This is a genomic window from Paraburkholderia jirisanensis (assembly GCF_054782355.1).
Genome location: NZ_BAAGSQ010000025.1, coordinates 561,863 through 586,836, shown reverse-complemented (window position 1 = coordinate 586,836; position 24,974 = coordinate 561,863). Strand labels below are relative to the sequence as shown.

Sequence of the window (24,974 nt, the reverse complement as noted above, 5' to 3'; positions counted from 1 at the left end):
CAGCCAACATCTTATGCAAGACGCACACGCGTGGCGATGCGGCAATGGTCCACCTGCGCGGACGTGCGCCTGCTAGCCACGCAGCGCCGCGACCACCGCATCGCCCATTTCCGCGGTTCCCACGCGCTTCATGCCTGCCTCATGGATATCGCCGGTGCGGTAGCCTCCGGCAAGCACCTTGCGCACGGCGCCGCGTACGCGATCGGCGGCAGCGTTCTGATCGAACGAATGGCGCAGCATCATTTCGACGGAGAGAATCGCGGCTAGCGGATTCGCGAGATTCTTGCCGGCGATGTCTGGCGCGGTGCCGTGTACCGGTTCGTACAGGCCTTTGCGATCGTGCGCGAGCGACGCCGACGGCAGCATGCCGATCGAACCGGTCAGCATGGCCGCAGCATCGGACAGGATGTCGCCGAACACATTGCCGGTGACGATCACGTCGAATTGCAGCGGATTGCGCATCAGCATCATCACCGCCGCGTCGACGAACTGATGAGATAGTTCGACATCCGGATAATCGCGCGACACATGCGTCACCACGTCGCGCCACAGTTGCATCGTTTCCAGAACGTTTGCCTTGTCGACCGAGCATACCTTGCTGCGGCGGCGCCGCGCGGTTTCGAACGCAACTCGCGCAATCCGCTCGATCTCGGCCTCCGTGTAGCGCATCGTATTGATGCCGACGCGCTGGCCGCTCGCATCGACGCTGATGCCGCGCGGCTCGCCGAAGTACAGGTCGCCGGTCAGCTCGCGCAGGATCACGAGGTCGAGGCCCGCGACCACTTCGGGGCGCAGCGTCGAAGCACCGGCTAGCTCGGGCAGCAGAAACGCCGGCCGGAAGTTCGCGAACAGGTCGAGTGCCTTGCGTAGCCGCAGCAGACTCGCGCCGGGCCGTTGCATGAACGGCAGCGCTTCGTCGCCGGGTTCGCCGGCCGCGCCGAACAGGATCGCATCGGCGCCGCGCGCGATCGCCAGGGTTTCGTCCGGCAGCGGGTCGCCCGCCGCAGCGACGCCGGCGCCGCCGATCGGCGCTTCGACCAGTTCGAGTCGGGTGGTCGGGTCGACCGCGGCCTTCAACACCTTGACGGCTTCGGCAGTGACTTCCTTGCCGATGCCGTCGCCGGCCAGTATCGCTATCTTCATCGGGGCTCCACGTGAATGAGGCGGTCCCGGCGCTGGCTGGGACGCGCAAAGGTCAGTGATGCAAAGGTGACGGACGCTTTGTTCTGTAACGACTGGTTCAGTATCGATAGCTGCGCTCGAATGCTTCGATGCTCGCCATCTGCGATAACGTGTAGTCGAGCTCGTCGAGTCCTTCCAGCAGGCAGTTCTTCAGATACGCGCCGATCTCAAACGGAAAGTCCGTACCGCCCGGCAACGCGACGCGCTGTGCCGGCAAATCGACGCGCAGGTGCAAGCCCGGCGTGCGCTGCAGCAGCGCGATCAGCGTGCTCACCGCCTGGTCCTCCAGCGCGATCGTCAGCAGGCCGTTTTTTGCAGCGTTGGCAGCGAAAATATCGCCGAAGCTCGGCGCGATCACCGCCCGTATGCCGTAGTCGTACAGCGCCCACACCGCGTGCTCGCGCGACGAGCCGCAGCCGAAGTTGCGCTGCGCGACGACGATGCGTGCCGAGCGGTAGGGCGCCTGGTTCAGCACGAAACCCGGCACTTCGCGGCCGTCGTCGCGAAAGCGCAGGTCGCGAAACAGGAACGAGCCGAAGTCCGCGCTGCGTGGCTTTTGCAGATAGCGGGCCGGCACGATCTGGTCGGTGTCGACGTTGGCGCGCGCGATCGGCAGCGCGACCGCATCCAGTAACGAAAGTTTTTCCATCGATGCTCTCCGCGTGCGGCGTTGCTAGCGCGCCAGCAGTTCGCGCACGTCGGTCAGGTAACCGCTCAGCGCGGCGGCGGCAACCATCGCCGGACTCATCAGATGCGTGCGCGAGCCGGGCCCCTGGCGGCCGACGAAATTGCGATTGGTGGTCGACGCCGAGCGCTGGCCCGGCGGCACCTGGTCGCCGTTGGTGCCGAGGCACATCGAGCAACCCGCGTGGCGCCACTGAAAGCCCGCCTCCTCGAACACGCGATGCAGGCCGCGCGCCTGCGCCGCTTCCTTGACGAGCCCCGAGCCCGGCACGACCCAGGCTTCGACGTGCGGGGCGACCTTGCGCCCGCGCACCACCGCGGCGGCGGCCTCCAGATCTTCGAGGCGCCCATTGGTGCATGAGCCGATAAAGGCGCGGTCGATCTTCACGCTGTTCAACGGCGCGCGCGGCGTCAGGCCCATGTAGTCGAGCGTGCGCGCGATCGCTTCGCGGCGTTCCGGATTCGGCGCGTCGGCGGGGTCGGGAATGCGCGCGGTGATCGGCAGCGCGTCTTCCGGGCTGTTGCCCCAGGTGACCATCGGCGCGAGCGAGCCGATGTCGATGCGTACTTCGCGGTCGAACTGCGCGTCGGCATCGCTTGTCAGCGTGCGCCAGCGCGCAAGGGCTTCGTCCCATGCGGCGCCGGCCGGTGCGAACGGGCGCTGCTCGAGGTACGCGAAGGTGGTGTCGTCGGGTGCAATGATGCCCGCGCGCGCGCCGGCTTCGATCGACATGTTGCACACCGTGAGGCGGCCTTCCATCGATAGCGCCTCGATGGCCGCACCGGCATATTCGATCGCGTGGCCGGTCGCGCCGGCCGCGCCGATGCGCGCGATCACCGCGAGGATGATGTCTTTCGCGGCTACGCCCGCGGCTGGCCGCCCGTCGATGGTGATGCGCAATGTCTTGGGCTTGCGCTGCCACAGCGTCTGCGTGGCCAGCACGTGCGCGACCTCGCTTGCGCCGATGCCGAACGCGAGCGCGCCCAACGCGCCATGCGTCGACGTATGGCTGTCGCCGCAGACGATCAGCATGCCCGGCTGGCTCAGGCCCTGCTCGGGACCGACCACGTGCACGATGCCCTGGCGCGGGTCGTCGAGGCCGAAGAAGCGGATGCCGGCGCTCGCGCTGTCGGTGCGCAGCGCGTCGGCCATGCTGCGCTTCTCCGCGTCGGCGATGGTCGCGAGGTCGCGGTTGGCGGTCGGCACGTAGTGATCGGGCGTCGCGAAGGCGCGGGCCGGCACGCGTGGTGCGAGCTTGCGCTGGCGCAGCATCTCGAAGGCGGGCGCGGAGCCGTCCTGCAGCAGATGACGGTCGACGTACAGCAGGTTCTGGCCGTCGTCGCGCTCGACAATGCAGTGCTGCTGCCAGATCTTGTCGAACAGCGTCGCTGGATGGCGCGCAGATGGGGTGGCGATGATCGTGTCTCCGGACGGTCGAACGGCAGGCGCCGCGTGCGGAATAAATGTGCGGGCGAACCGGAAGCGGGTGTCATTGCGCGACGCCGGCTGCGAGTGCTGCGAGCGCCTGCTGATACGGTCCGATCATACTGATCCGCAGCCGCGTGACAACGACCAATACATCATGGTCGCTATGTGGAAATGTCATGGCAGAGGTGTGGGTGCTCGTGTGCCGATGTGTTTGCATACGCGGCAGCGGGCAGCGGGCAGCGGGCAGCGGGCAGCGGGCAGCGAAATGCAACGCCGGAGCCGCGTTGTCGATGCAGTGGGGCTCCGGCGGATGCTTCAGGTGTCCAGGAAATGGGCCGTGTCGTGCGAGCGGGGTGCGTTACAAAACGCGCGGCGGCCTCACAGTACGCCTGACATCGGCGAACGCAGACCGGCCGCGCTGCTTAAACCACGTTGAGCACGACGTCGATGTTGCCGCGCGTAGCCTTTGAATACGGGCACAACTGGTGCGCGGCTTCAACCACGGCGCGCGCGACATCCGCTGCGAGGCCAGGCAGGCTGACGTTCAGGCGCGCTTGCAGCAGATACTCGCTGCCAGCCGTGCCGAGATCGACTTCGGCATCGACCGCCACGTCTTTCGGCAACGTGACTTGCAGCGACGTGGCCGCGCGTCCCATCGCACCGATAAAGCAGGCCGACCAGCCGGCGGCAAACAGTTGCTCCGGGTTGGTGCCGCTGCCGCTGCTGCCCGGCGGCGACAGCTGGATGTCGAGGCGCGCGTCCGAACTGCGCGATGAGCCGTTGCGGCCGCCCGTGGTGTGGGTCTTGCCGGTGTACAGCACTTTCTCGATACGGGACATGACGGCTTCCTTGTGAAGGTGGACAGTGGGCTTATATTTGAATCGTATCCGATCTAATCGGTTGCGTGGATGATTATCGAGGTGTGACGGAAAGTCAAGCACTTTCGATTTAATCGCATCCGAGATATCATCGCGAGAATGTTGCCACTGATGGCCACCGAGAGAATTCTTATGAAGACCCCACGTCACACCCCACCCGTCACACCGCCCGAACCTGCCGCACGCGGCAAGGCCGCGAAGGCCAGCAGCGCCCGCGGGTCCGTCGAACCGCTCAAGGCCGGTGAGCCGGCCGCCGCAGCCGATGCGTCGGACCCGGCAGTACAGCGGCTGGCCGACTACCTGTGCTTTGCCGTCTACTCCGCCAACCTCGCATTCGGCCGCGCATACCGGCCGATCCTCGACGAACTGGGCCTCACCTACACGCAGTACATCGCCGTCATCGTGCTGTGGGAGAGCGGCAGCCTGACGGTCAGCGCGCTCGGCGAGAAGCTGTTTCTCGAGTCGAATACGCTGACGCCGATCCTGAAGAAGCTCGAGGCGATGGGATATCTGCGCCGGCAGCGCGACCCATCCGACGAGCGTCAGGTGCTGGTGAGCCTGACCGAAGAAGGCCGCCGTCTGCGTGAGAACGCACTGGGCAAGAGCCTGTTCAATGCGACCGGTCTGACTGCGGAGGAGTTTCCGAAGCTGCAGAAGGCGGTAGTCGCGTTGCGCGACAACCTGATCAAGTCGGTCCACCCGGACGAGTGACACCGGTGTGAGCGGGGCGGTGCGCTCGTGTGCAGCGTGCAGCCCCTCGACGCGTATTGCGACACCATCATCGTTTGCGTAGGCAGTCACTGCCTCGCAAGTTGTTGACGCGACCAGCGTGATGCGACCGGTGAGCAGACCTGAGAGCCAGGCTAAAACCGGGCACCAAAACCAGGCATCACGAAGCGTCGATTTTCTTTCCCTCTGCTTTCGATTCATTCGATTGCAATACACCCGCTCGAGGAAAAGCTGCACACCAAACGTGCAAGCGACCTCGACAGCGATGTCAAAAATCCGGTCTGGGAACCGTTGTTCGATCGGTTCACCACCTGCCTTGCCAAAAATCGCCACATAGCGCCAACCGACGTTTAGCCGGCATTTAGCCGCGTGATTCGCCGTGCTTGAAACTGGAATGCGCGCGAATAACAGCAAGCCAATCACACGAACACCAGGGAAAGCACCGAATCTCGATGCGTGCTGGCTAAAAACGCCCGAACAGGCCATTTCGACATGCAAAGCGCATTAAGAAAAACATCGTCGGCTCGGAAGTAAACCTAAACAACACAAGCACTTGCCGTACGCACTCCGTATACCGCAACGCCAGGCACGGCGTGGCTTTGCGCGATTCATCCAATTTTTTTACGTACACAGATTGCCACGAGAAAGTCATTTTTCTCGCCCACCCTTGCGGATGATTTCTCGTGCTCGACCTTGCAGCTCGTCCATGCACAGATGAAAAGCGGTCAGCATGTAAGCCAGGTGCAAAGCCGCATTTCCAGTCGTATCCCTCCCCCCCAAAGGATGCTTGACACAAAATGACTTCAAATAGCCGACGCGACTTCCTGCGTGCCGCTGCTCAAGCAGCAGGCGCCGCCACTGCACTCGGAACCGTGCCTCTCGGAATCCAGAAGGCACTGGCCATTCCCGCGAACAACGCCAAAGGCACGATCGAGGACGTCGAGCACATCGTCGTGCTCATGCAGGAAAACCGTTCGTTCGAGAACTACTTCGGCTCGCTGCGTGGTGTGCGCGGCTTTGGCGACACGCGCGCGATTCCGCTGCCGAGCGGCAAGTCGGCGTTCTACCAGCCGGCCTCGACGCCCGACGGCTATCTGCTGCCGTTCCGCCCGAACCTGCCGAACCTTGGTTCGCAGTTCGTACAGGATCTGGACCATGGCTGGGTCGGTACGCACGCTGCATGGAACCAGGGCCGTTATGACCAGTGGGTGCCGGTCAAGGGCACCACGACGATGTTCTACATGACGCGTGAAGACATCCCGTTCCAGTACGCGCTGGCCGACGCGTTCACGATTTGCGATGCGTACCATTGCGCATCGATGACGCCGACCGATCCGAACCGCTACTACATGTGGACCGGCTGGGTCGGCAACGACGGTAGCGGCGGCGGCCCGGTGATCGACAATGCGGAAGCCGGCTATTCGTGGAGCACGTTCCCGGAAAAGCTGCAGTCGGCAGGCATCACGTGGAAGGTCTATCACGACGAAGGCACGGGCCTGAATCCGTCGACCGGCTGGGGCGACGACGACAATCCGTTCATCGGCAACTTCGGCGACACCTCGCTGCTGTTCTTCAAGCAATACCAGAACGCACAGCCGGGCAGCCCGCTGTTCGAAGCGACGCGCGTCGGCACGCAAGTGGTCAATACCGGCAGCTACTTCGACATCCTGCGTAAAGACGTGATGGACAACAAGCTGCCGCAGGTGTCCTACATCACGGCACCGGAAGCGTTCTCGGAACACGGCAACTGGCCGCCGGCTTATGGCGCGTGGTATGTCGACCAGGTGCTGCAGGCGCTGACGGCGAATCCGGAAGTGTGGAGCAAGACGGTTCTGCTGCTCACGTACGACGAGAACGACGGCCTGTTCGATCACATCGCGCCGCCGTTCGCATCGTCGACGCCGGATACCGGCAAGTCGACCGTGTCGACCGTCAACGAGTTCTACCCGGGCGCCGGCAGCAACCCGGCCGGCCCTTACGGGCTCGGACCGCGCGTGCCGATGATCGCGATCTCGCCGTGGTCGAAGGGCGGTTACGTGTGTTCGGAACTGTTCGATCACACGTCGATCATCCAGTTCATCGAGAAGCGTTTTGGCCGCAACGGCAACCTGCACGAGTCGAACATCTCGCCGTGGCGCCGTACGGTGTGTGGCGACCTGACCTCGGCGTTCAACTTCAAGAACCCGAATCGCAGCTTCCCGCAACTGCCGGCCACCACGTTCCCGGCGGACAAGAACCGTCACCCGAGCGTCGTGCCGGCTCTGCCGGGCACGCAGACGATGCCGGTTCAGGAACCGGGTCAGCGTCCGGCGCGCGCGCTGCCGTACGAGTTCTTCGTGCGCGGCAAGGTGACCGAGGACGGCACCGGCTTCCACCTGCATTTCACCAACACGGGCCATGCCGGCGTGAACTTCCTGGTGTACTCGGGCAATCCGTCGGATCTGCCGCGCAGCTACACGGTCGAGAAGGGCAAGGACCTCGCGGACAAGCTGATGCTCGCGCCGGGCGGCAAGTTCGACTTCTCGGTGTTCGGTCCGAACGGCTATCTGCGCCGCTTTGTCGGTGTGGCCGATTCGACGCGCCGTCATAACGGCGGCGTGCTGCAGATCGCCGACGGCTTCGACGTCGCCAACGGCAACCTGCAACTGCGTCTGAAGAACGGCAGCAACGAGCGTTGCAACTTCAAGGTGGTCAGCGCCTATCACAACGCGAAGATCGACGGCAATCTGCGCGTGCGCTCCGACGACACCGAAACGGTGACGGTCGACCTGCGCAAGTCGGACGGCTGGTACGACCTGACGATCACGGTCGACATCGATACGGATGCGCAATGGCGTATCGCGGGCCACGTCGAAACGGGCCGCGAAAGCATGTCGGATCCGGCGCTGGGCTGATGCAGGAGGCAGGCGGCTGTATCGAGGTTGATGCGGCCGCCTGTGAGGCGGGAGACAGACAGAAGAAGTAATCAGGCCGGCTCGCGGCGCATGGCGTTGATGCGTGAAGCGAGCCGGCCGCCCTTGCAAGGAGAGCATTCTGCGCTACGTATCGTTCAACTGGCGCCGCTTCGCGGTGCTGCTCGCGTGCCTGCTGGTTGCGGCTTGCGGCGATGGCGGCAGCGCGTCGGCCGATAACGCGGCTTCTGACAACGCAGCTTCCGGCGCGGCGGTGCAAGATTCGGGAACCAGTCAGTCCACCATGAACAGCAGCGACACGCCGACCGGTTTGCCGCCGGCGCCGTGGGCCGCTACTTCGTCAGCGCAGCCGGCCTCGGGCGCGCTGCTGCCGCCGGTCATTCATACGGTGGACGACTAGCGGCCCGCAGGTAGTTCATGCTGCTGCGGCGCGGCTGGTGCGATCGCCAGTTCCGCGAAACCCGTCTGCGCATCGAGCCGGCGCGAAAACGCGTGCGCCGGTAACAGCACCACCAGCACTTCGGCTGTGGTGCGCACGATGCAACCCGGCGCCACATGTCCGCCGGACACGTTGCCCTGTGCATCGGCGATCGACATATGTAAATGTGCGCCGTCGGGCGACAGCGAACCGCCAAGCGTCAGGATTTCGTAATCTCCGCCGAAGCGGGTCGGCTCATCGATGCCTGCAAAGCGCAATTGCGCACACGACAGGCTGCCGATTCCCTGCAGCACGAACGCTGCCTGCACATGCAGACGCGCCAGCGATTGTTCGAGTGTCGCGCGCAGGTCATCGCCTGGCGCGAGGCGTAAAGGGCAGGCTTGCATCGTTTGGCTCCACGACAGAGAGCACGCATCCTTACATGTTCATGTACGCCGCGCGAGCCTGCGCGGCGGTGCACTGTCATGCATCGGGAATATTGCGCATGCCCGGTTGTTCTTATTTCCGACAGCGTTTTGCTCAGGCATCAATTCACCACTGTTTTGAGGTGGCGTCCGTTGATGCAGATACTGCGATTCTAGGCATTTCCCGGCATCGGGCAAGCGCGTCGTCCGGCGTGCGCATATAGCGGCGTCGTTGCTCGCGGCAGACTTCGTTAAATTAGGGAAGATGCGTTTCCGTAATGGAAGCGGGCTGTTCGCGGGTGGTAATTCGCACCGGTTCGTATTTGTCTGGATGACCGGATGTATTGGCCCGCTTATACGTGGCCGCAACAGGTTCGGCGCAGCTGCGCCGAAGCGTGGTAGACGAGTGGCGCTTCGCGGATATGGGATCGATTGCAAAAGTTCTGATTGTCGAATGGGATACGGCCGAGGCGGAGGTCTTGTGGAATGAGATGCGCCTCGCAGGCCATGAACCGACTGCGGCATTTTCGATAGAACGGGCGAACCTGATGATCGAGCAGGATCGTCCGGACGCGGTCCTGTTGCGCTGGAAATTGCCCGACGCGTCGGGCATGTCGCTGCTGAGCGAACTGCGCCTGCATGCGGCGACCAGCCGCCTGCCGGTTATCGTGCTCGGCGAGCAGGGCGCAGGCGAAGAAGAATGCATCCGCGCGCTCGACGCAGGCGCGGACGACTATGTACGGCGGCCGTTCGGCATCCGCGAGGTGGTCGCGCGCGTGCAGGTCGTGTTGCGCCCGGTGCCGCGCGCACTGGTGCGCAGCCGCGCCTGCGTCGACGCACTGACGATGGACTTCGACGCGCGCCGCGTACTGGCGGATACCGGCCAGGACGGCGAGCAGACTGAACTGCGCATGGCGCCGACCTGTTACAGGCTGCTGCGTCTGTTCGTCGAGAATCCGTACGAGGTGCTGTCGCGCAAGGAAATCATCCGCCATGTGTGGTTCGGTGCTGCGGTGAAAGACGGTATCGTCGACGTGTATGTGAAGGCGCTGCGCGCAGCGCTCGAGCCGCTGCGCGAGCGCCTCGTAATCGAAACGGTGCGCGGCGAGGGCTTTCGGCTGGCCACTGCCGCTGCGCCGGCCGTTGTCGCGGTGGCGGCGCAACCGGCCGCGTCACATCCGGCGCCGCACCCGACGCCGCACTCGACGCCGCAGCCGGCGTCGCATCCGCCGCGGCGGCCGACGCGCCGCCCGGCGGGCGAGCGGCTGCGTATCAACGGCGCGCATCGCCAGCCGACGCTGGTATCCGATCTAGGCGCAGCGGTCGAGAAGATCCGGCATCTGCAAGCCTTGTTGCAGAGAAAGACCGAGGAAAACCGCGTGCTGCGCAGTGCAATGGAATCGAGCAAGCCGCCATCGCGCCTTACTCCGATCCGGCAAAAAAATAAACGTTGATAATTAGCGAAAACTGACAAATGCCGCACATAGATAAGACAATCAGATTTCATTCTGTGCGATTACATCGGGCATTTGTTGGCAATGGGCTAACTGCTTGAATGGCCAGGCATCCGTCTGGCTAAGGGATCGCGCGATCCCTTATAATTCATGCATGACCGACATCAATGCCAGACGCACGCCGGCAAGAGGCCGTGGCCGTCCTCGCGAGTTCGATATCGACACCGCGCTGGATAAAGCCGCCGAAGTATTTAGTGAACGCGGCTTTCACGCCACCTCGATTGTCGACCTCACCGGGGCGATGGGGCTGGCATCGGGCAGCGTTTATAAGGCTTTCAAAGACAAGCAGTCGGTCTTTACGGCGGCTTTCGATCATCTGCAGTCCGCGCGGGTCGAAAAGTTGCGGCGCGTGGTCAGCAGCGACAAACCGGCGCGCGACATCATCCATGGTGTGCTGACGCATTACGCGGACCTGTCGCACGGCGCCGAGGGCAAGCGCGGCTGCCTGCTGGTGGGCAGCGCCGCCACACTGACCACCTTCGAAGACGACGTCGCGCAGCGCGTCACCTCGGGATTGCGCAATCTCGAAATACTGCTCGCCAATCTGATCCGTGCCGGGCAGAAGGACGGATCGATCCGCAAGAACCTCGACGGCGAAGCCATCGCACGGCTGATGCTGTGCATCGCGCAAGGCATGCGCGTGATCGGCAAGACCGGCCGCACGCGCGCGCAGATGCGACAGGCCGCCGACGCGGCGATGTCGCTGCTCGACTAGGCGCGAGGCGCGCGACGCGCCTCGCCTGACGGCTACCGTTTTACTACGGCTATGGGCTACAGCTACAGCGCCCTTATAACCTGTAGCGACCGCCGCGGCAGGCCGGCAGCCGGTTCCGGTTCGCCTTCATCTAAGCCATTTGCGTACATCCTGTTCCCACGTCGGTTCGCCGCAGCCCTGCGGATTTTCCGGCCCGAGCAGCGTGATATAGCCGCGCGTTTTCATGCAGGCTTCGTAGGCGCGCACCTGCGTGCAGCGTCCCGCACCGGCTTTGCCGGCTTCTGATTTGCACGAGGCAATCGAGTGGTCCATCGGGCCGAAATCGAGGTCGTCGCTGGCGGTGTTCATCGGGGCATCGGCACCGGTGGTCGAAAACTCCACCGGCCCCATCTGCGTGCAGCCGGCAAGCGCGGCCATCGTGCTGAGCGTCAGTGCGGCAAGATACGTGATGCGTGGCTTCATCGTGCGGTCTCCTGGAACCCTTCGGTTCGTAAAACGGCATTCAACCAGCGGCATTTCATCAAGCGGGCGGATCAGTTTCGGGCCTGGCGCACATCCAGTACGGACACTAACAAAATTCTTGCATTCCTCAACGGAAAACGTGTGTTTAGCCCGTTCGACGTAGTGCGCCGCCGGCTGTCGCAGCGGCGGTCGTTGCGCTACGCGAGCGCGGCACGGTGGAAGGCGTGCTACTCTGCGCCCCTTGCGCGCCGCGCGGGTGGTTACATCTGGTAAGCGTCCGTCACCTGACCGCAACCGCGGGCCCGCACGCAGCAGCCCTTGGTGCAAGCACCGTGTGAATTCCGGCGCGCGCGCCGGGTCAAAATATCCAGTAACGATTCGGTAACGTGTGATGGGGCCGATTCGTCTAAGGTTCGTTTATTGCAACCCTGACTTGAACCGGTATGAGTGCCAGAACCAGATCTCTCAAAGTAGTGCTGCCGGCCGCCGCGCTTGCCGTGGTACTCGGCGGTTGCGCAGTGGCTCCGCCCGCCGGCCCGAGCATTGTCGCGTTGCCGCGCCAGGGCGAGCCGCTCGCCCAGTTCCAGCAGGACGATTACGCGTGCCGCGACTATGCGTACCGTTCCAGCAATGCGCCAGGTGCGGCGCAAGGCGCGACGCAAAACAGTGTGAACAGTACCGCGCTCGGTACGCTTGGCGGCGCGGCGGCGGGTGCGCTGCTCGGCGCGGCGGCGGGCAATGCAGGGGTCGGCGCGGCAATCGGCGCGGGTAGCGGCCTGCTGCTCGGCAGCGCTTACGGCGCGAACGGCGCGCAATATGCGCAGGGCGGCTTGCAGGCACAATACGACGCCGCCTACGCCCAATGCATGACCTCGAAAGGCAATACGATTTCACAGCCGCAACCGCAGCCAGCCTATGCACCGGCGCCGGTCTACTATTACCAGGCGCCGCCGCGCGGGTACTACTACGGTCCACCGCCGTACGGGCCGTACTACTGATACTGATCGAAGATCCGACCGGCGCAACCTGCGCCGGTTTTTCCTTGTGCGATACCTCGATGCCGGATACTGCGCGCGGCCTCGGCCGTGGTCGACATCATTCCTGGATCCCAAAGACACTTCAGAATATGGCGGAATAAAAAATCCGTCGGCTCTATTAAAGTGCCTTATTTCATTCAGTCAATTATCCTTTGGTGTAACTGCGACACATCGGGAATGTCTGTTCTGACCGGTTTTCGACATTCACCGCCGATCCTATCGCAATTGGTTCCGTCAATTGCGGCGTTTAATGGAATTTATTAAATGGTCTTTCCCGCTGGAGGATAATGCAGGCGGGCCGCAGCAGGCGTGTCCACGTGTATTCTGGACGTACGGTCAATGTAATTAGATGGAAATTGTCCGGAAATAATAATTTAACCGTCGCTTGTGACGAATTTTTAATTTCGACATTCATTCAGGTGCATAACAGGCTTTTCGTCATTGAATGCACTAAATGAACAAGCATTTTGATGCAAATGGCATAGCCTGATCGCGTCCCGGTGTGTAAGCTCTTGTTGCGCCGTGTGATTACGTTATGGCGGAGTTTCTACAAGCGGAGCATCAGGCATGAATGCAGTTTCCGATCCGGCAGTCCTGCGCGCGTTGGTCACACGGGTATGGTCGTTTGCCTGGCGGCTGACTGAAGACGCACCACTCGCCGAGGCGATGGTGGCCAAGGCGTGCAACGCGAGCTTCGAACCGGCGCAGGCGGCTGGCGAGCGCGAGACGCTGGTGCGCATGCTGGCCGCTGCGCACAGTGTATTGAGGAGCGGCACCGCATACGACCGCTATGAGCGCGCGCGTCGCGCCGCACTCGGCCCTTCGGCATCGGGTCGTGCGCGCCTCAACCGCGCGGCCGACAAACATTCGCGCATTCTTGCGGAGTTCCGCTCGCTTGCGCCGCCCGAACGCGCGTCGCTGCTGCTTGCCGAAGTGGAAGGCCTGACCTACGAGGAATCGGCGGCCGTGCTCGGTGTCAGCGTCGACCGCGCGAAGCTTGCGCACGTCGCGGTGCGCCTGAAGCTCGGGCGCGCGTTCAGCGACCACCCGGCGCGGCAAACCTCGCTGCCCGCGAGCCGCTAGGCGGGCAGCGCCAGGCTTATTCGGCTAGCAGTTGCGCGAACGCTGCACCGATAAACGCGGCATCCTCGAGATTCGCGGTGGGCAGCCCGGCGCGATGGCCCCACACCGACGGAATCGGCAGCAACCGCGCATCGCGCATCTGTTCGACTTCGAGCCGATTGTCTTCCACCTGAAAGTAGAGATCCGTTTCGCTCGGCATGATCAGCGCGCGGGCCGTGATCGCTCGCAGCGCCGCGTTGAAGTCGCCGCGATAGACGTCGTTGGCGGCGATGTTCGCGTGCTGCCAGGTCCACAGATGCGCGAGCAGATTGTTCGCATCGCGGCGCAGGAAGTTCGCTTCCCACGACATCACCAGATAGTCTTCCAGCGAAGAAAAACCGGCGCTGCGCCATAGTTCGTCGCGATAGAAAGTCTGCGACATCGCCATCGCCGCATAGCTGCGGCCCATCGCGCGCAGACCGCGCTCGGGACGCGTGACGAAGGTGCCGTTCTGAAACGCGGCATCGGCGGTCAAGGTTGCGCGAACGCCTTCGAGGAACACGAGGTTGTGCGGCGACGTCTTCGCCGCGCCGCATAGCACCGCAAGCCGTTTGACCATGGCCGGATAGAGCGCTGCCCAGTGATACGCCTGGATGCCGCCCATCGACCAGCCGCAAGCCAGCTGCAACGTGTCCACGCCGAGCTGTTCGAGCAGCCGGCGCTGCACCGCGACGTTGTCCGCAATCGTGAAGTTCGGCCAGCGCGCGCCGTTGAACGGCTCGACCGCATTGCTCGGCGACGACGACAGCCCGTTGCCGAACAGGTTCGGCACGATCACACAATAATGGTTGGTATCGAGCGGCTTGCCGGGACCGATCAGCCAGTCGACGTCGTAGTGATGCGCGGAGAACGACGTCATGTACAGAATCGCGTTCGACTTTGTGGCATCGAGTTGGCCGTAAGTCTTGTAGGCGAGCTGGGCGTCCCTGAAGGTGATGCCGGACTGCAGCACGACATGGCCGGCGTTGAAGATCGAATAGTCTTGCATGGCTTTCGGCGTAACAGGTCAGTGGTCGAAGGGATCGGGTGGAGCGGGGCGGCACCAACCCGGCGCGTGCGCACGCACGTCGTGCGCGTTGCGTGTGCTTATGTGCGCGTTCATGTGCGCTCGCGTGCACGTATGTGCGCTCGTTGCGCGCGCGATGCGGCGTAGGTGTGCTGTTTGCGTCGGCTTGTCGTTATCCCGTCGCGTGCTCACACCGCCTGGCGTGCCTCGCGCATGACGCTCGCGTGCACGCGTCACGCGTCACGCGCCGCACGGCACGCGCCGCGCACCCGCATCATGGCATAGACATTGCGCAGGCGTGGCCCTCCAATATTGCGCGACGTCCTTTTGCCCATGAGCACGCAGCCCCTCGATGCAGCCGCCCGCCCGCAGTTTGCGCTTTCCTTTCACAACCGCTGGTGCCAGCTTGCGTGCGGCGTTGTCTGCGCGATGGTCGCGTCGAATCCGCAGTACATCTGGACCTTGCTCACGCATCCGCTGACGCAACGGCTTGGCGCATCGCTGCCCGCGCTGCAGGTGACGTTCTCGATCCTGATCGTGTGCCAGACCTTTCTGTCGCCGCTCGAAGGCTATCTGATCGAGCGTTTCGGCGCGCGCTGGCTGCTGGCGGCGGGAGGTGCGCTGACCGGGCTCAGCTGGATACTGACCAGCATGGCCTCGTCGCTGACCCAGGTGTATCTAAGCTACGGCGTGGTGGGCGGGATCGGCGTGGGGATCCTCGTGGTCGGCACGATCGGCCTGATGGCGCGCTGGTTTCCGGACAAGCGCGGCCTTGCGATCGGCGTGGTGATGGCGGGCTTCGGCATGGGCTCGATGTTGACCACCTGGCCGGTCGCGGCAAGCGTCGCGAAGTACGGCTATCAGCACACACTGGTGGTGTTCGGCGCGGTGCTTGCGGTGGTCGGCGTGGCCGCGGGGCTCGCGATGCGGCTGCCGCCACCCGGCTATATGGCGGACTGGCGGCCGCCCAGGGCCACCCATGCGGGGCTCGACACACGCACCGGCTCGATGCTGCGCACACCGGTGTTCTGGCTGCTGTTCGCGATGATGTCGATGATGTCCACCTCCGGCCTGATGGTCACGTCGCAAATGGCCGTGTTCACGCGCGACTTCGGCCTCGCCGATCTGAGCGTGTTCGGTCTCGCGGCGCTGCCGCTTGCGCTGACCATCGATCGTGTCGCCAACGGGCTCACACGGCCGCTGTTCGGCTGGATCTCGGATCGCATCGGCCGCGAGCCGACCATGTTCATCGCGTTCGGCATGGAAGCGGTCGCCATGGCATTATGGTTGGCGCTGCGGCACGATCCGCTGCTGTTCGTATTGTTGTCGGGCGTCGTATTTCTCGGTTGGGGCGAGATTTTCTCGCTGTTTCCTTCGACGCTGACCGATACGTTCGGCAGCCGTCATGCGATCGTCAACTACGCCTGTCTGTCGTATGCGCAAGGCGTCGGCTCGATTCTCGGCGGTCCGGTGGCGGCACTGCTGCATCAGCGCACCGGCGGCTGGCATGCGGTGTTCGGCACGGCCATCGCGCTCGATAGCTGCACCGCGCTGCTGGCGCTGGCCGTATTGTTGCCGCTGCGCCGCGCGTTCATCGCGCGGCAGCATGCGCAATGAACGCGGCACGACTGCTTGCGGGTCTTGCATGCACGGCATGCGCGGCTAGCTGCCGGCACGCACATCTACATCGTCAATCTGGTCTATGAGGCTTGCACCTGGCATGGATGAATCACTGGTTTCGTTGTCGGCCGTCACCGCGCGGCGCATGATCGGCAGCCGCGAGCTGTCGCCGGTCGAATTGCTCGATGCGTACATTGCGCGCATCGAAGCGCTGAACCCCGCGGTCAATGCGATCGCGGCCACCGATTTCGAGCGCGCCCGCGCCGCGGCGCGCGAGGCCGAGCAGGCGGTGATGCGCGGCGCGACGCTCGGCCTGCTGCATGGCCTGCCGATCGGTGTGAAAGATCTCGAAGAAACCGCGGGATTGTTGACCACCTATGGTTCGCCGCTATATCGCGCACATGTGCCGCAACGCGACCACGTGCTGGTCGCGCGTCTGCGTGCGGCGGGTGCGATCGTCGCGGCGAAGACCAACGTGCCCGAGTTCGGCGCGGGCGCCAATACGCGCAACGCGGTGTGGGGCGCCACCGGCAATCCGTTCAATCCGCTGCTGAACGCGGGCGGCTCGTCGGGCGGCTCGGCCGCCGCGCTTGCTACCGACATGCTGCCGCTCGCCACCGGCTCGGACACCGGCGGCTCGCTGCGCATTCCGGCGGCGCTGTGCGGCGTGGTCGGCTTCCGGCCGTCGCCGGGGCTCGTGCCGAACGACCGGCGCACGCTCGGCTGGGCGCCGATTTCGGTGGTCGGCCCGATGGGCCGCGACGTTGCCGATACGCGGCTGCAGATGGCGGCGATGGCCGGCTTCGAAGCCAGCGACGCGCTCAGCTACACGAGCGACGCCGTCGCGTTCGCGCAGTGCAATCCAGTCGATCTGTCGACGCTGCGCGTCGCCTATACCGAAGACTTCGGCGTGTGCGCGGTCGACGATCGTCTGCGCGCGACGTTCCGCGAAAAGATCGCTGCGTTGTCGCGCCAGGTGAAAGTGTGCGAACCACTGGCACTCGACGTCGGTGAAGCGGACCGTTGCTTCGACATCATCCGCGCGCAGAACTTCGTGGCGGGCTTTCAGGAAATCTACGAGCGCGACCCGCAGTCGCTGGGTCAGAACACGCGCACCAACTATGAAATGGGCCGAGCGATGACGCTGGCCGACGTGGTCTGGGCGCATGCGGAGCAAACGCGGCTGTTCACGCGCTTCCAGGCGGTGTTCGAACAGTACGACGTGATCGTGTCGCCGACCTCGCCGATCACGCCGTTCCCGTGGTCGCAACCGTATCTCGCCGAGATCAACGGCCAGCCGCTCGCGAATTACTACCGCTGGCTTGCGCTGACCTACATCGTCACGCTCGCGACCAACCCGGCGCTCGCGTTGCCGTGCGGCACCGATCATGCGGGCATGCCGTTCGGTTTGCAGGTGGTCGGCGCGCATCGCGGCGATCTGCGGCTGTTCGACATCGCGCAGGCATTCGAAGCGGCATGGCAGCGCGACCCGGCGTTGCGTCGCGTGCAGCCTGAACTCGCAAAGCTGTCGCAGCCGGTGGCGGAACTGAAATCGCTGGTGACGGCGCCGCCGGTGTTTGGCTAAGGTCGCGCGTCAGGACGCCTGCGGCTGCGGCGCCTGCGCGTGTTCGGCCAGCTCGGCTGCGCTGGCGCGCGGCAACGCGCATTCGAAGGTCACGCCGTAGTCGTCGTTGTCGAGCGTGCGGATCGTGCCGCGGTGCGCATCGACGATCGAGCGGCAGATCGACAGCCCCATGCCCATGCCTTGCGGCTTGGTCGTGAAGAACGCGTTGAAGAGCCGCTCGCGGCTCTCGGGTGCGATGCCGGCACCGCTGTCGCGCACCGCGATTACCACCGGCGCGTCGGGCCCGGCGCCGGTGCGGGTCGCGACGATCAACTCGCGCGGCCGGCCGGTGACGCCGTCCATCGCCTGTACGCCGTTGATGATCAGATTGATCAACACCTGCTGCAGCTGGATGCGATCGGCCATCACCAGTGGCAGCGAGCCTGCCAGCTGCAGGCGCAGCGTGGCCTCGTGGCGCAGGATCTCGCGCTGGATCAGCACCAGCACTTCCTTGACCACGTCGTCGACGTCGAGCAGCGTCTTCAGGCCGGTGTCTTTCGTCGCGAGTGTGCGCACCCGGCTCACGATCTGGAACGAACGCCGCGCTTCGCCGATGATCCGCGTGAGGCCCGCGCGCACTTCGTCGAGGCGCGGCGGGTCGCGTTCGAGCCAGCGTAGCGATGCCTCGGCGTTGGTTACGGTCGCCGCAATCGGCTGACCCACTTCGTGAGCGATCGACGTGCTCAGCTCGCCGAGCATCGTCACGCGCGTGACGCGCGCGAGCTCCGCCTGCGCATCCTGCAGCCGCTGTTCGGTGCGGCGTTCGGTGGTGATGTCCATGGTCGCGCCTGCGTAGTGCAGCTGTTCCGCATCGGTTGCGTGGCCAACGATATGCAGATATTTGACCGTACCGTCCGGCATCAGCAGCCGGTGTTCGAAGTCGAACGGCAGCCGGTCGGCAGCGGCTGCGCCGATTGTCTGGCGCACGAACTCGATGTCGTCGGGGTGGATGCGCTGCATCACGGCGGCGAGCGTCGGTTCGATATGAAGCGGGTAGCCGAAAATGCTGAAACTCTGCTCGGACCAGGTTATCCGGCCGCTTGCGACTTCCCAGCCGAAGCTGCCGGTGTCGGACAGGCGCTGCGCCTCGGCCGCATAAGTCGCTTCGCTCCGGCGCAGCGCATCCTCGGCGCGCGTGCGCGCGGTGATGTCGTTGCCGCTTTCGAGGACTGCGAGCGGTGCGCCTTGCTGCGTGCGTTGCAGCGACCAGCGGCTGGCGATCACCAGTTCCGTGCCGTGCCGCGTCTGGCGCATCAGTTCGCCTTCCCAGTGGCCGGTTTCGATCAGCGTGGCGGCGATCTGGTCCGGCGATTCCGGAAAACGCGTCAGCAGTAGTTCGTCGATATCGCGACCGAGCGCTTCGTGCTTCGGCCAGCCGTATAGCCGCTCGGCGCCGCGGTTCCAGTAAGTGATGCGGCCCGCCGGGTCATGCACGACGATGGTGTCGTGCGTCAGGTCGAGCAGGCGTGCCTGATCGCGCTGCGCCTGCGCGAGCGAGCGCGTGTGCCGTACCAGCGTGGTGACGACCAGCGACGCGATCAGGAACGTCGCGAGGTCCATCAGATACATGCCGGTCGGAATCTGCAGACTGAACAGCGGCTTCGTGAAGAAATAGTCGATCGACAGGATCGCGAGAATGCAGAACAGGATCGACGACACGAAGCCATCTGTCAGCGACAGCAGCACGATCACGGTCAGGAACACGCATTTCGCCGCGGATTCGTCGAGCCCGAGGCGGAAGCAGCACCACGTGACGGCGGCAAGTGCCGCGATGCCTGCGAGCCAGACCAGCAGCAGGCGGCGCCATCCGGTGTGTTTCACGCGTGGCGTGGCCGCGCGTGCACCGTTAGGGCCGTGTTTGCCATGCGTGCGGCGTGATGCGGAAAGTAGCGGGATCATGTCTTATGTTGCGTGTGCCATGCGTTCGGCCTGCATGTGTTTCGCATACAGGTGCTGCCCGCAGGCTCATCGCGATGGATGAATGCCGCATCCGGCGGGCGCTCGTGCATCGACGGGACGAGCGTACTTCAGTGATGAATACGGGCGATGGGTGACGCGGGCCCGACGATAACGGAATTATTGCAGCGGAGCGCATTTTTCCGCCAGCGAACTGTAAGCGCCGTGCGAATAAGCGACGCACGCGCGGCCAGAGCGGCGCAGATGTGCGATGGCGGTGGTTTTTTTCGGTGCGCAAGGAATCCCGCCAGTCTTGCGGAGTCGAAGCGTCACGCGCGTGGGCAGAAGAAGCCGTATGCGCGCATGAATCGACGACAACGATGGAACGCATGTTTTTGACGCGCCCGAGCGCGATAGAACGGATTATGCTGCGCCGGCGCGAGGTGGCCGACGCGCTGGAGGCCCGCGACGTCAGCGGTGCGGATGCGCTGAACGCCGAACTGGCGGAACTCGAGCGGCTGCTGCTCGATGTCCGCGCAGGGCGCGCGATCGAATTCGTGCTGCAAGGCGCCGCGCCGCTGCATTACTTCGTGACGGCGGGGTAGCGCGGCACGACGTATGACGCGTGCGTATCGAGGTGCATGGCTTGTGTCGGTGGCCAGTGCCGGTGGCCTGCAGCGCTGCCGGCCACCGCGGTAAATCCGTTTATCGAGGGGCAAGCGGATTGCGCACCTTCAGCAGGCCGCTGCGATAGTTTCCGCCTGGTTCTTCGTCAATCGACGTGACGAACAGGAATCTACCGTCCGGCGAGATGGCAAGGTTCGAATGATGCTGCGCGGGTAGGGCGATCTTGTTGAGCAGCGTCGCGCGAGACGAGAACACGGCAACGCCGCCGCCATCGTATAACGCCACGAACAGATTGCCGTTGCGGTCGGTGCGTACCGCATCGGGCGTATATTTCGCGCTGCCGTCGGCGCCGGGCTCGCCCAGTTCGACGAACGTATGGCGCGCGCCGAGCGTGCCGTGCGCGCCAATGGTGAAGCTCAGAATGCGCGCCGCCGCGCTTTCCGCAACATAGAGCGTGTTGCCGTCCGGCGCAATCGCGAGCCCATTCGAGTAGCGAATGTCGGTGGCCACCTCGCGCACCGTGCGATCGCCGGCGATGTAGTACACCTTGCCGGGTGTGTCCGCCGAGCCGGATGCGCTGAAGTACACGCCGCCCTGGGTGTCGGCGGTCAGGTCGTTCGGATGCACGAACGGCTGAGCGTCGGCGTCCGTGCGCAGCGTGCCGACCAGCCTGCCGTCGAGCGCGATCTCGGCGATCGAGCCGCTGTCGTAGCACGCTACCAGCAAGTGCGTGCCGCGCGCCACCAGCCCGTTGGCGCCGCATCCATCGCCATGCCAGACCTTTTGTACGCTGCCGTCGCGGGCAATACGCAGCACGTCCGATGCCGCGTAATCGACGAAGTACAGCACGTCGGCTACGAACACCGTGCCTTCGGGAAACTGCAGGCCGCTCGCGATCGTTTCGCTGCTTGCTGCGCCGGCGGTATCGGCTTGTGCGCTCGCCATAACGGTGCACAGCGCTAGCGCGGCGGCGAAGCGGCACGTTAGCCGCATGCGTGACAGGACCGAACGGATGGATGAAGCGGAACGGATCACCAGGCGGTACCTCGCAAGACCGGAACAGTCATGCCCATCTCCGATGTTTTTATTACGGTAGGTTTGTACTCTATCGGAAAAGCACTTTGCGGACCTCTGGCGTCCGCTCACCTGGGGAAAATCGGTGTTGACGCCGGATATTGGATCCAAGATATTGTTTGCGCGTCGGCTGGAGAATTCTGGGCCGATCTCGCGACATCATCGCTGCATACGACGCGGTGACGAGGCATTTGAAGGGGCATCTGACGGGGAATTCGCATACGTGATCGTGATGGAACGCTGCAATATGGCCCGCGCCTGTGAGGTCCCCGGACGATGACCGGCATCGCACAGACGCCACGCACGACGTCGGTGACACCCGACGTCGTTGTGATCGGCGGCGGAATCGTCGGTCTCGCCTGCGCATGGTCGGCGCTGCGCGACGGTGCGAGCGTCACGATAATCGACCGCGATTTCGCCGGCGATCGCACGTCGCACGGCAATGCGGGCGGTATTGCAGTAACCGAATGCACACCGATCGCCGTGCATGGCCTGTTCTGGAAAGCGTTGAAATGGCTGGCCGACCCGCTCGGCCCGCTTGCGCTCGACTGGAAGCATCTGCCGGCTGCGCTGCCGTGGCTGATCGAATTCGGCAAGGCCGGCCGCGAGCCGCGTTTTCAGGAGATTTCGCAGACCCTCGCGCAACTGAACAGCCGCGTTTATGACGACCTCCTGCCGCTCTTCGACGACGTCGGCGCACGCGACATGCTGTATCGCCGCGGCGCATTGACGGTCTACGAAACCCAGCAGGCATTCGCGGCCGATGCGCGCGAATGGGCGTTCAAGCGCGAGCTCGGCGTGCGCTGGCGCGCGCTGTCGGCCGCCGAGGTACGCGACTGCGAGCCGGCGCTGGCGCCGGTGTTCGCGTGCGGCGTGTTCCTCGACGACTGGTCGCACATCGGCGATCCGAAGCGCCTCGTCACGCAGTTGCGCGAGCGTATCCGGCAGTTGGGCGCGCGCTTCGTCGAGGCGCGCGTGACGGCGCTCGACGCTTCGGATGCGCTGGCGCCAGCCGCGTTGCTGGCCACCGGTGAACGGGTGCGTGGCCGCCGGCTGGTGGTGGCGGCCGGCGCATGGTCGGCGCAACTGGCCGCGACGCTCGGCGAGCGCGTGCTGCTCGACAGCGAGCGTGGCTACAACACGACCTTGCCCACGCCTGGCATCGCGCTGTCGCGCGAGGTGATCTTCGCCGAGCGCAAATTCGTCGCGACGCCGCTCGATATCGGTTTGCGGATCGGCGGCGCGGCGGAATTCGCCGGTTTGAACGCGGCGCCGAACTACCGTCGCAGCGAAGCACTGCTGAAGCTCGGCAGGCGTTATCTGCCGCACCTCGATGAAACCGGCGCGGTGCCGTGGATGGGCCATCGCCCCGCCACACCCGATTCGCTGCCGGTGATCGGCCCGTCGGCACGCGTGCCGGCGGTGCTCTATGCGTTTGGCCACGGGCATCTCGGTCTAACGCAGGCAGCCACTACCGGTGCGCTGATTGCCGATTGTCTGGCCGGCCGCAAACCCGCATTGGCACTCGATGCCTGTTCGGTCGCGCGTTTTTCGCGGGCGCGTACCGCGCTCGATGCACGGCGGCCCGCGCCTGAATGATCGATGTCCGTTCCATCTGCTGGTACTGAATGAGGGGGAGTCATGCAAGTCAACTGGAAAGGTGTTTTTCCCGCGGTCACGACCAAGCTGAAAGACGACGGCTCGCTCGATCCGGCTGCCATCGCAAGCGGGCTGAACCGACTGCTCGACAATGGCGTCGGCGGTGTCGTGATGATGGGGATGGTCGGCGAGAATGCGCAGCTCACACCCGATGAAAAGCGCACCGTGCTGAAGATTGCGGTGGAGACCGTCGCAGGCCGCGTGCCGGTGCTGTCCGGTTGTGCGGAAACGAATACCGCGAGTGCCGAACGCTTCGCGCAAGATGCCGAAGCGATCGGCGTGCAGGGGCTGATGGTGTTTCCGGGGCTCACGTACCGCTCGGACGATCGCGAGACCGTCGCGTTCTATCAATCGGTTGCGCGCGCAACCAGGCTTGGGCTGATGCTGTATAACAATCCGCGTGGCTATGGCGTCGATCTGCGCCCGGATCTGCTGGACGAGTTGCAGCACGAAGCGAACATCGTCGCGATCAAGGAAGAGACCTACGACACGACGCGCGTGACCGACCTGTATGCGCGTTTCGGCGCGCGTTTTCTGGTGTTTTGCGGCGTCGACGATCTGGTGCTGGAATCGGCTGCACTCGGCGTGACCGGCTGGGTATCGGGGATGGCGAACGCGTTGCCGAAGGAATCGGTGCAATTGCTCGAACTCGCGGTGAGCGGCGCATTCGACGAAGCGCGGCCGCTGTATCGCGCATTGATCGATCTGTATCACCTCGATACGCATGTGAAGCTCGTGCAATACATCAAGCTTGCCGAGCACATAACCGCCGGCTACGCGGAAAACGTCAAGGCGCCGCGGCTGAAGCTGGCAGGCGAAGAGCGGCAGCGCACCATTGCGATCGTCGAGAAGACGCTCGCGGCATTGAAGGCGCTGCAGAGATAAAGCTGCGATAACGTCTCACAGGCCGCGGCGACGTATGGCAAGGACCCGTATCGGAAATCCGGAGCAGTGTTATGAGAGCAACCTTTTTCTGCATCGACGGCCACACGTGTGGCAACCCGGTGCGGGTAGTGGCCGGCGGCGCGCCGCTGTTGCACGGCGCAAACATGATCGAGCGGCGCGCGCATTTCGAGCGCGAATTCGACTGGATCCGCACGTCGTTGATGTTCGAGCCGCGCGGCCACGAGGTGATGTCCGGCAGCATCCTGTACCCGCCGACGCGCGCCGAGTGCGACGTTGCGATCCTGTTTATCGAAGTGAGCGGCTGTCTGCCGATGTGCGGGCATGGCACGATCGGCACCGTCACCGCCGCGCTCGAACACGGCCTCGTGCGCCCGCGCGAGCCCGGCGTGCTGCGGCTCGATACGCCAGCCGGCGTGGTGGTGGCAACCTATACGATGGACGGTCCGCACGTCGCGGCGGTGAAGCTGGTCAACGTGCCTTCGTTCGTGCACTCGACGGGTCTGAGCGTCGACGTCGAAGGCATCGGCGAGATTCGCTTCGACGTTGCGTATGGCGGCAATTTCTATGCAATCGTCGAGCCGCAGCAGAACTATGCGGGATTGCAGGCGCTGCAGCCTGCCGATATCCAGCGTGTTAGCCCGATCCTGCGCAGCAAGGCGAACGACAAATACACTTTCGTGCATCCGCAACAGCCGGAAATCCGCGGGCTATCGCATGTGATGTGGACCGGCACGCCGACGGTTGCCGGCGCCAGTGCGCGCAATGCGGTGTTTTACGGCGACAAGGCGATCGACCGCTCGCCGTGCGGAACCGGCACTTCGGCGCGGATGGCGCATCTGGCCGCGCGCGGCGAACTGCGCATCGGCGAGCGCTTCGTGCATGAAAGCATCATCGGCACGCTGTTTACGGGTGTGCCGGAACAGCAGACAAGGGTTGGCGAATTCGATGCGATCGTGCCGAGTATCGAAGGCTGGGCACGTGTAACGGGCCACAATACGATCTTCGTCGACGATCGCGATCCGCTTGCCAAAGGCTTTCTGCTCAAATGATCAACC

General features: G+C 64.3%; 22 protein-coding genes. 13 read left to right on the top strand and 9 right to left on the bottom strand.

The genetic code is table 11. The annotated features are described in order from the left end of the window. Positions 1 to 72: 72 nt before the first annotated feature. The 4 genes from leuB to ACYVNQ_RS14375 form a co-directional block, all read right to left on the bottom strand. Entirely contained in the window at positions 73 to 1,143 is a 1,071-nt protein-coding gene (leuB, locus tag ACYVNQ_RS14390; protein WP_460903165.1) for a 3-isopropylmalate dehydrogenase, read from the bottom strand. 97 nt (positions 1,144 to 1,240) lie between these two features. Further along, on the bottom strand, positions 1,241 to 1,831 hold the full coding sequence (gene leuD, locus ACYVNQ_RS14385; protein WP_460903164.1) for a 3-isopropylmalate dehydratase small subunit: 591 nt from the start codon (positions 1,829 to 1,831) through the stop codon (positions 1,241 to 1,243). A 24-nt stretch (positions 1,832 to 1,855) separates the two neighbouring features. After that, a complete protein-coding gene (gene leuC / locus ACYVNQ_RS14380) occupies positions 1,856 to 3,286 on the bottom strand; it encodes a 3-isopropylmalate dehydratase large subunit (protein WP_460903591.1) in 1,431 nt (476 codons plus the stop codon). Between the two features lie 431 nt (positions 3,287 to 3,717). Further along, entirely contained in the window at positions 3,718 to 4,134 is a 417-nt protein-coding gene (locus ACYVNQ_RS14375) for an organic hydroperoxide resistance protein (RefSeq protein WP_460903163.1), read from the bottom strand. Between the two features lie 327 nt (positions 4,135 to 4,461). Here ACYVNQ_RS14375 and ACYVNQ_RS14370 point away from each other — a divergent pair, with 327 nt between their 5' ends. The 3 genes from ACYVNQ_RS14370 (at position 4,462) to ACYVNQ_RS14360 (ending at position 8,214) form a co-directional block, all read left to right on the top strand. Next, positions 4,462 to 4,884: a MarR family winged helix-turn-helix transcriptional regulator gene (locus ACYVNQ_RS14370; RefSeq protein WP_460903590.1), complete on the top strand. Its 423-nt coding sequence runs from the start codon at positions 4,462 to 4,464 to the stop codon at positions 4,882 to 4,884. Between the two features lie 815 nt (positions 4,885 to 5,699). Further along, positions 5,700 to 7,796: a phosphocholine-specific phospholipase C gene (locus ACYVNQ_RS14365; RefSeq protein WP_460903162.1), complete on the top strand. Its 2,097-nt coding sequence runs from the start codon at positions 5,700 to 5,702 to the stop codon at positions 7,794 to 7,796. A gap of 103 nt (positions 7,797 to 7,899) precedes the next feature. Further along, the gene (locus ACYVNQ_RS14360; RefSeq protein WP_460903161.1) at positions 7,900 to 8,214 is read left to right on the top strand and encodes a hypothetical protein; all 315 of its coding nucleotides are present in this window, start codon (positions 7,900 to 7,902) and stop codon (positions 8,212 to 8,214) included. On the opposite strand, the gene ACYVNQ_RS14355 is transcribed toward ACYVNQ_RS14360, so the two are convergent. Further along, positions 8,211 to 8,639, bottom strand: coding sequence for a PPC domain-containing DNA-binding protein (locus tag ACYVNQ_RS14355; RefSeq protein WP_460903160.1), 429 nt, complete (start codon positions 8,637 to 8,639; stop codon positions 8,211 to 8,213). The genes ACYVNQ_RS14360 and ACYVNQ_RS14355 overlap by 4 nt on opposite strands. 440 nt (positions 8,640 to 9,079) lie before the next feature. Between ACYVNQ_RS14355 and ACYVNQ_RS14350 the strand changes: the two genes are divergently transcribed. Further along, positions 9,080 to 10,111: a response regulator transcription factor gene (locus tag ACYVNQ_RS14350; RefSeq protein WP_460903159.1), complete on the top strand. Its 1,032-nt coding sequence runs from the start codon at positions 9,080 to 9,082 to the stop codon at positions 10,109 to 10,111. A gap of 154 nt (positions 10,112 to 10,265) precedes the next feature. Next, positions 10,266 to 10,886 (top strand): TetR/AcrR family transcriptional regulator, encoded by a 621-nt coding sequence (locus tag ACYVNQ_RS14345; RefSeq protein ID WP_460903158.1) that lies wholly within the window; start codon positions 10,266 to 10,268, stop codon positions 10,884 to 10,886. A gap of 126 nt (positions 10,887 to 11,012) precedes the next feature. On the opposite strand, the gene ACYVNQ_RS14340 is transcribed toward ACYVNQ_RS14345, so the two are convergent. Beyond that, positions 11,013 to 11,348, bottom strand: coding sequence for a hypothetical protein (locus ACYVNQ_RS14340; protein ID WP_460903157.1), 336 nt, complete (start codon positions 11,346 to 11,348; stop codon positions 11,013 to 11,015). Positions 11,349 to 11,791: 443 nt separating this feature from the next. Here ACYVNQ_RS14340 and ACYVNQ_RS14335 point away from each other — a divergent pair, with 443 nt between their 5' ends. Continuing rightward, a complete protein-coding gene (locus ACYVNQ_RS14335) occupies positions 11,792 to 12,346 on the top strand; it encodes a glycine zipper family protein (RefSeq protein ID WP_460903156.1) in 555 nt (184 codons plus the stop codon). A gap of 606 nt (positions 12,347 to 12,952) precedes the next feature. After that, positions 12,953 to 13,468 (top strand): RNA polymerase sigma factor, encoded by a 516-nt coding sequence (locus ACYVNQ_RS14330; RefSeq protein WP_460903155.1) that lies wholly within the window; start codon positions 12,953 to 12,955, stop codon positions 13,466 to 13,468. 16 nt (positions 13,469 to 13,484) lie between these two features. On the opposite strand, the gene ACYVNQ_RS14325 is transcribed toward ACYVNQ_RS14330, so the two are convergent. Then, on the bottom strand, positions 13,485 to 14,495 hold the full coding sequence (locus ACYVNQ_RS14325; RefSeq protein WP_460903154.1) for an alpha/beta fold hydrolase: 1,011 nt from the start codon (positions 14,493 to 14,495) through the stop codon (positions 13,485 to 13,487). A gap of 351 nt (positions 14,496 to 14,846) precedes the next feature. Between ACYVNQ_RS14325 and oxlT the strand changes: the two genes are divergently transcribed. Together oxlT and ACYVNQ_RS14315 are read left to right on the top strand one after the other, a co-directional pair. Next, a complete protein-coding gene (gene oxlT, locus ACYVNQ_RS14320) occupies positions 14,847 to 16,130 on the top strand; it encodes an oxalate/formate MFS antiporter (protein WP_460903153.1) in 1,284 nt (427 codons plus the stop codon). Positions 16,131 to 16,233: 103 nt separating this feature from the next. Then, positions 16,234 to 17,718 (top strand): amidase, encoded by a 1,485-nt coding sequence (locus ACYVNQ_RS14315; RefSeq protein ID WP_460903152.1) that lies wholly within the window; start codon positions 16,234 to 16,236, stop codon positions 17,716 to 17,718. Positions 17,719 to 17,727: 9 nt separating this feature from the next. Here the strand turns inward: ACYVNQ_RS14315 and ACYVNQ_RS14310 are convergent, their stop codons facing one another. Continuing rightward, positions 17,728 to 19,578, bottom strand: coding sequence for a PAS domain S-box protein (locus ACYVNQ_RS14310; RefSeq protein ID WP_460903151.1), 1,851 nt, complete (start codon positions 19,576 to 19,578; stop codon positions 17,728 to 17,730). A 455-nt stretch (positions 19,579 to 20,033) separates the two neighbouring features. On the opposite strand from ACYVNQ_RS14310, the gene ACYVNQ_RS14305 reads away from it, so the two are divergent. Further along, entirely contained in the window at positions 20,034 to 20,258 is a 225-nt protein-coding gene (locus ACYVNQ_RS14305) for a hypothetical protein (RefSeq protein ID WP_460903150.1), read from the top strand. 100 nt (positions 20,259 to 20,358) lie between these two features. Here ACYVNQ_RS14305 and ACYVNQ_RS14300 read toward each other — a convergent pair whose 3' ends face one another. Next, positions 20,359 to 21,225 (bottom strand): SMP-30/gluconolactonase/LRE family protein, encoded by an 867-nt coding sequence (locus ACYVNQ_RS14300; RefSeq protein WP_460903149.1) that lies wholly within the window; start codon positions 21,223 to 21,225, stop codon positions 20,359 to 20,361. Positions 21,226 to 21,630: 405 nt separating this feature from the next. Between ACYVNQ_RS14300 and ACYVNQ_RS14295 the strand changes: the two genes are divergently transcribed. From ACYVNQ_RS14295 to ACYVNQ_RS14285, 3 genes are all read left to right on the top strand, one after another. Beyond that, positions 21,631 to 22,953 carry an NAD(P)/FAD-dependent oxidoreductase gene (locus ACYVNQ_RS14295; RefSeq protein ID WP_460903148.1) on the top strand — a complete coding sequence of 441 codons (1,323 nt, stop codon included), beginning with the start codon at positions 21,631 to 21,633 and terminating at the stop codon, positions 22,951 to 22,953. Between the two features lie 42 nt (positions 22,954 to 22,995). Further along, a complete protein-coding gene (locus tag ACYVNQ_RS14290) occupies positions 22,996 to 23,898 on the top strand; it encodes a dihydrodipicolinate synthase family protein (RefSeq protein WP_460903147.1) in 903 nt (300 codons plus the stop codon). A gap of 71 nt (positions 23,899 to 23,969) precedes the next feature. After that, a complete protein-coding gene (locus tag ACYVNQ_RS14285) occupies positions 23,970 to 24,968 on the top strand; it encodes a 4-hydroxyproline epimerase (RefSeq protein ID WP_460903146.1) in 999 nt (332 codons plus the stop codon). Positions 24,969 to 24,974: the final 6 nt, after the last annotated feature.

Excerpts from the sequence above, each read along its gene's own strand:
- ACYVNQ_RS14345 (WP_460903158.1), top strand. The coding sequence starts at position 10,266 with ATGACCGACATCAATGCCAGACGCACGCCGGCAAGAGGCCGTGGCCGT.
- leuB (WP_460903165.1), bottom strand. The coding sequence starts at position 1,143 with ATGAAGATAGCGATACTGGCCGGCGACGGCATCGGCAAGGAAGTCACT.
- ACYVNQ_RS14375 (WP_460903163.1), bottom strand. The coding sequence starts at position 4,134 with ATGTCCCGTATCGAGAAAGTGCTGTACACCGGCAAGACCCACACCACG.
- ACYVNQ_RS14335 (WP_460903156.1), top strand. The coding sequence starts at position 11,792 with ATGAGTGCCAGAACCAGATCTCTCAAAGTAGTGCTGCCGGCCGCCGCG.
- ACYVNQ_RS14350 (WP_460903159.1), top strand. The coding sequence starts at position 9,080 with ATGGGATCGATTGCAAAAGTTCTGATTGTCGAATGGGATACGGCCGAG.
- ACYVNQ_RS14340 (WP_460903157.1), bottom strand. The coding sequence starts at position 11,348 with ATGAAGCCACGCATCACGTATCTTGCCGCACTGACGCTCAGCACGATG.
- ACYVNQ_RS14305 (WP_460903150.1), top strand. The coding sequence starts at position 20,034 with ATGGAACGCATGTTTTTGACGCGCCCGAGCGCGATAGAACGGATTATG.
- ACYVNQ_RS14325 (WP_460903154.1), bottom strand. The coding sequence starts at position 14,495 with ATGCAAGACTATTCGATCTTCAACGCCGGCCATGTCGTGCTGCAGTCC.
- ACYVNQ_RS14290 (WP_460903147.1), top strand. The coding sequence starts at position 22,996 with ATGCAAGTCAACTGGAAAGGTGTTTTTCCCGCGGTCACGACCAAGCTG.
- ACYVNQ_RS14355 (WP_460903160.1), bottom strand. The coding sequence starts at position 8,639 with ATGCAAGCCTGCCCTTTACGCCTCGCGCCAGGCGATGACCTGCGCGCG.
- ACYVNQ_RS14295 (WP_460903148.1), top strand. The coding sequence starts at position 21,631 with ATGACCGGCATCGCACAGACGCCACGCACGACGTCGGTGACACCCGAC.
- oxlT (WP_460903153.1), top strand. The coding sequence starts at position 14,847 with ATGAGCACGCAGCCCCTCGATGCAGCCGCCCGCCCGCAGTTTGCGCTT.
- ACYVNQ_RS14330 (WP_460903155.1), top strand. The coding sequence starts at position 12,953 with ATGAATGCAGTTTCCGATCCGGCAGTCCTGCGCGCGTTGGTCACACGG.
- ACYVNQ_RS14285 (WP_460903146.1), top strand. The coding sequence starts at position 23,970 with ATGAGAGCAACCTTTTTCTGCATCGACGGCCACACGTGTGGCAACCCG.
- ACYVNQ_RS14300 (WP_460903149.1), bottom strand. The coding sequence starts at position 21,225 with ATGGCGAGCGCACAAGCCGATACCGCCGGCGCAGCAAGCAGCGAAACG.
- ACYVNQ_RS14315 (WP_460903152.1), top strand. The coding sequence starts at position 16,234 with ATGGATGAATCACTGGTTTCGTTGTCGGCCGTCACCGCGCGGCGCATG.
- leuD (WP_460903164.1), bottom strand. The coding sequence starts at position 1,831 with ATGGAAAAACTTTCGTTACTGGATGCGGTCGCGCTGCCGATCGCGCGC.
- ACYVNQ_RS14365 (WP_460903162.1), top strand. The coding sequence starts at position 5,700 with ATGACTTCAAATAGCCGACGCGACTTCCTGCGTGCCGCTGCTCAAGCA.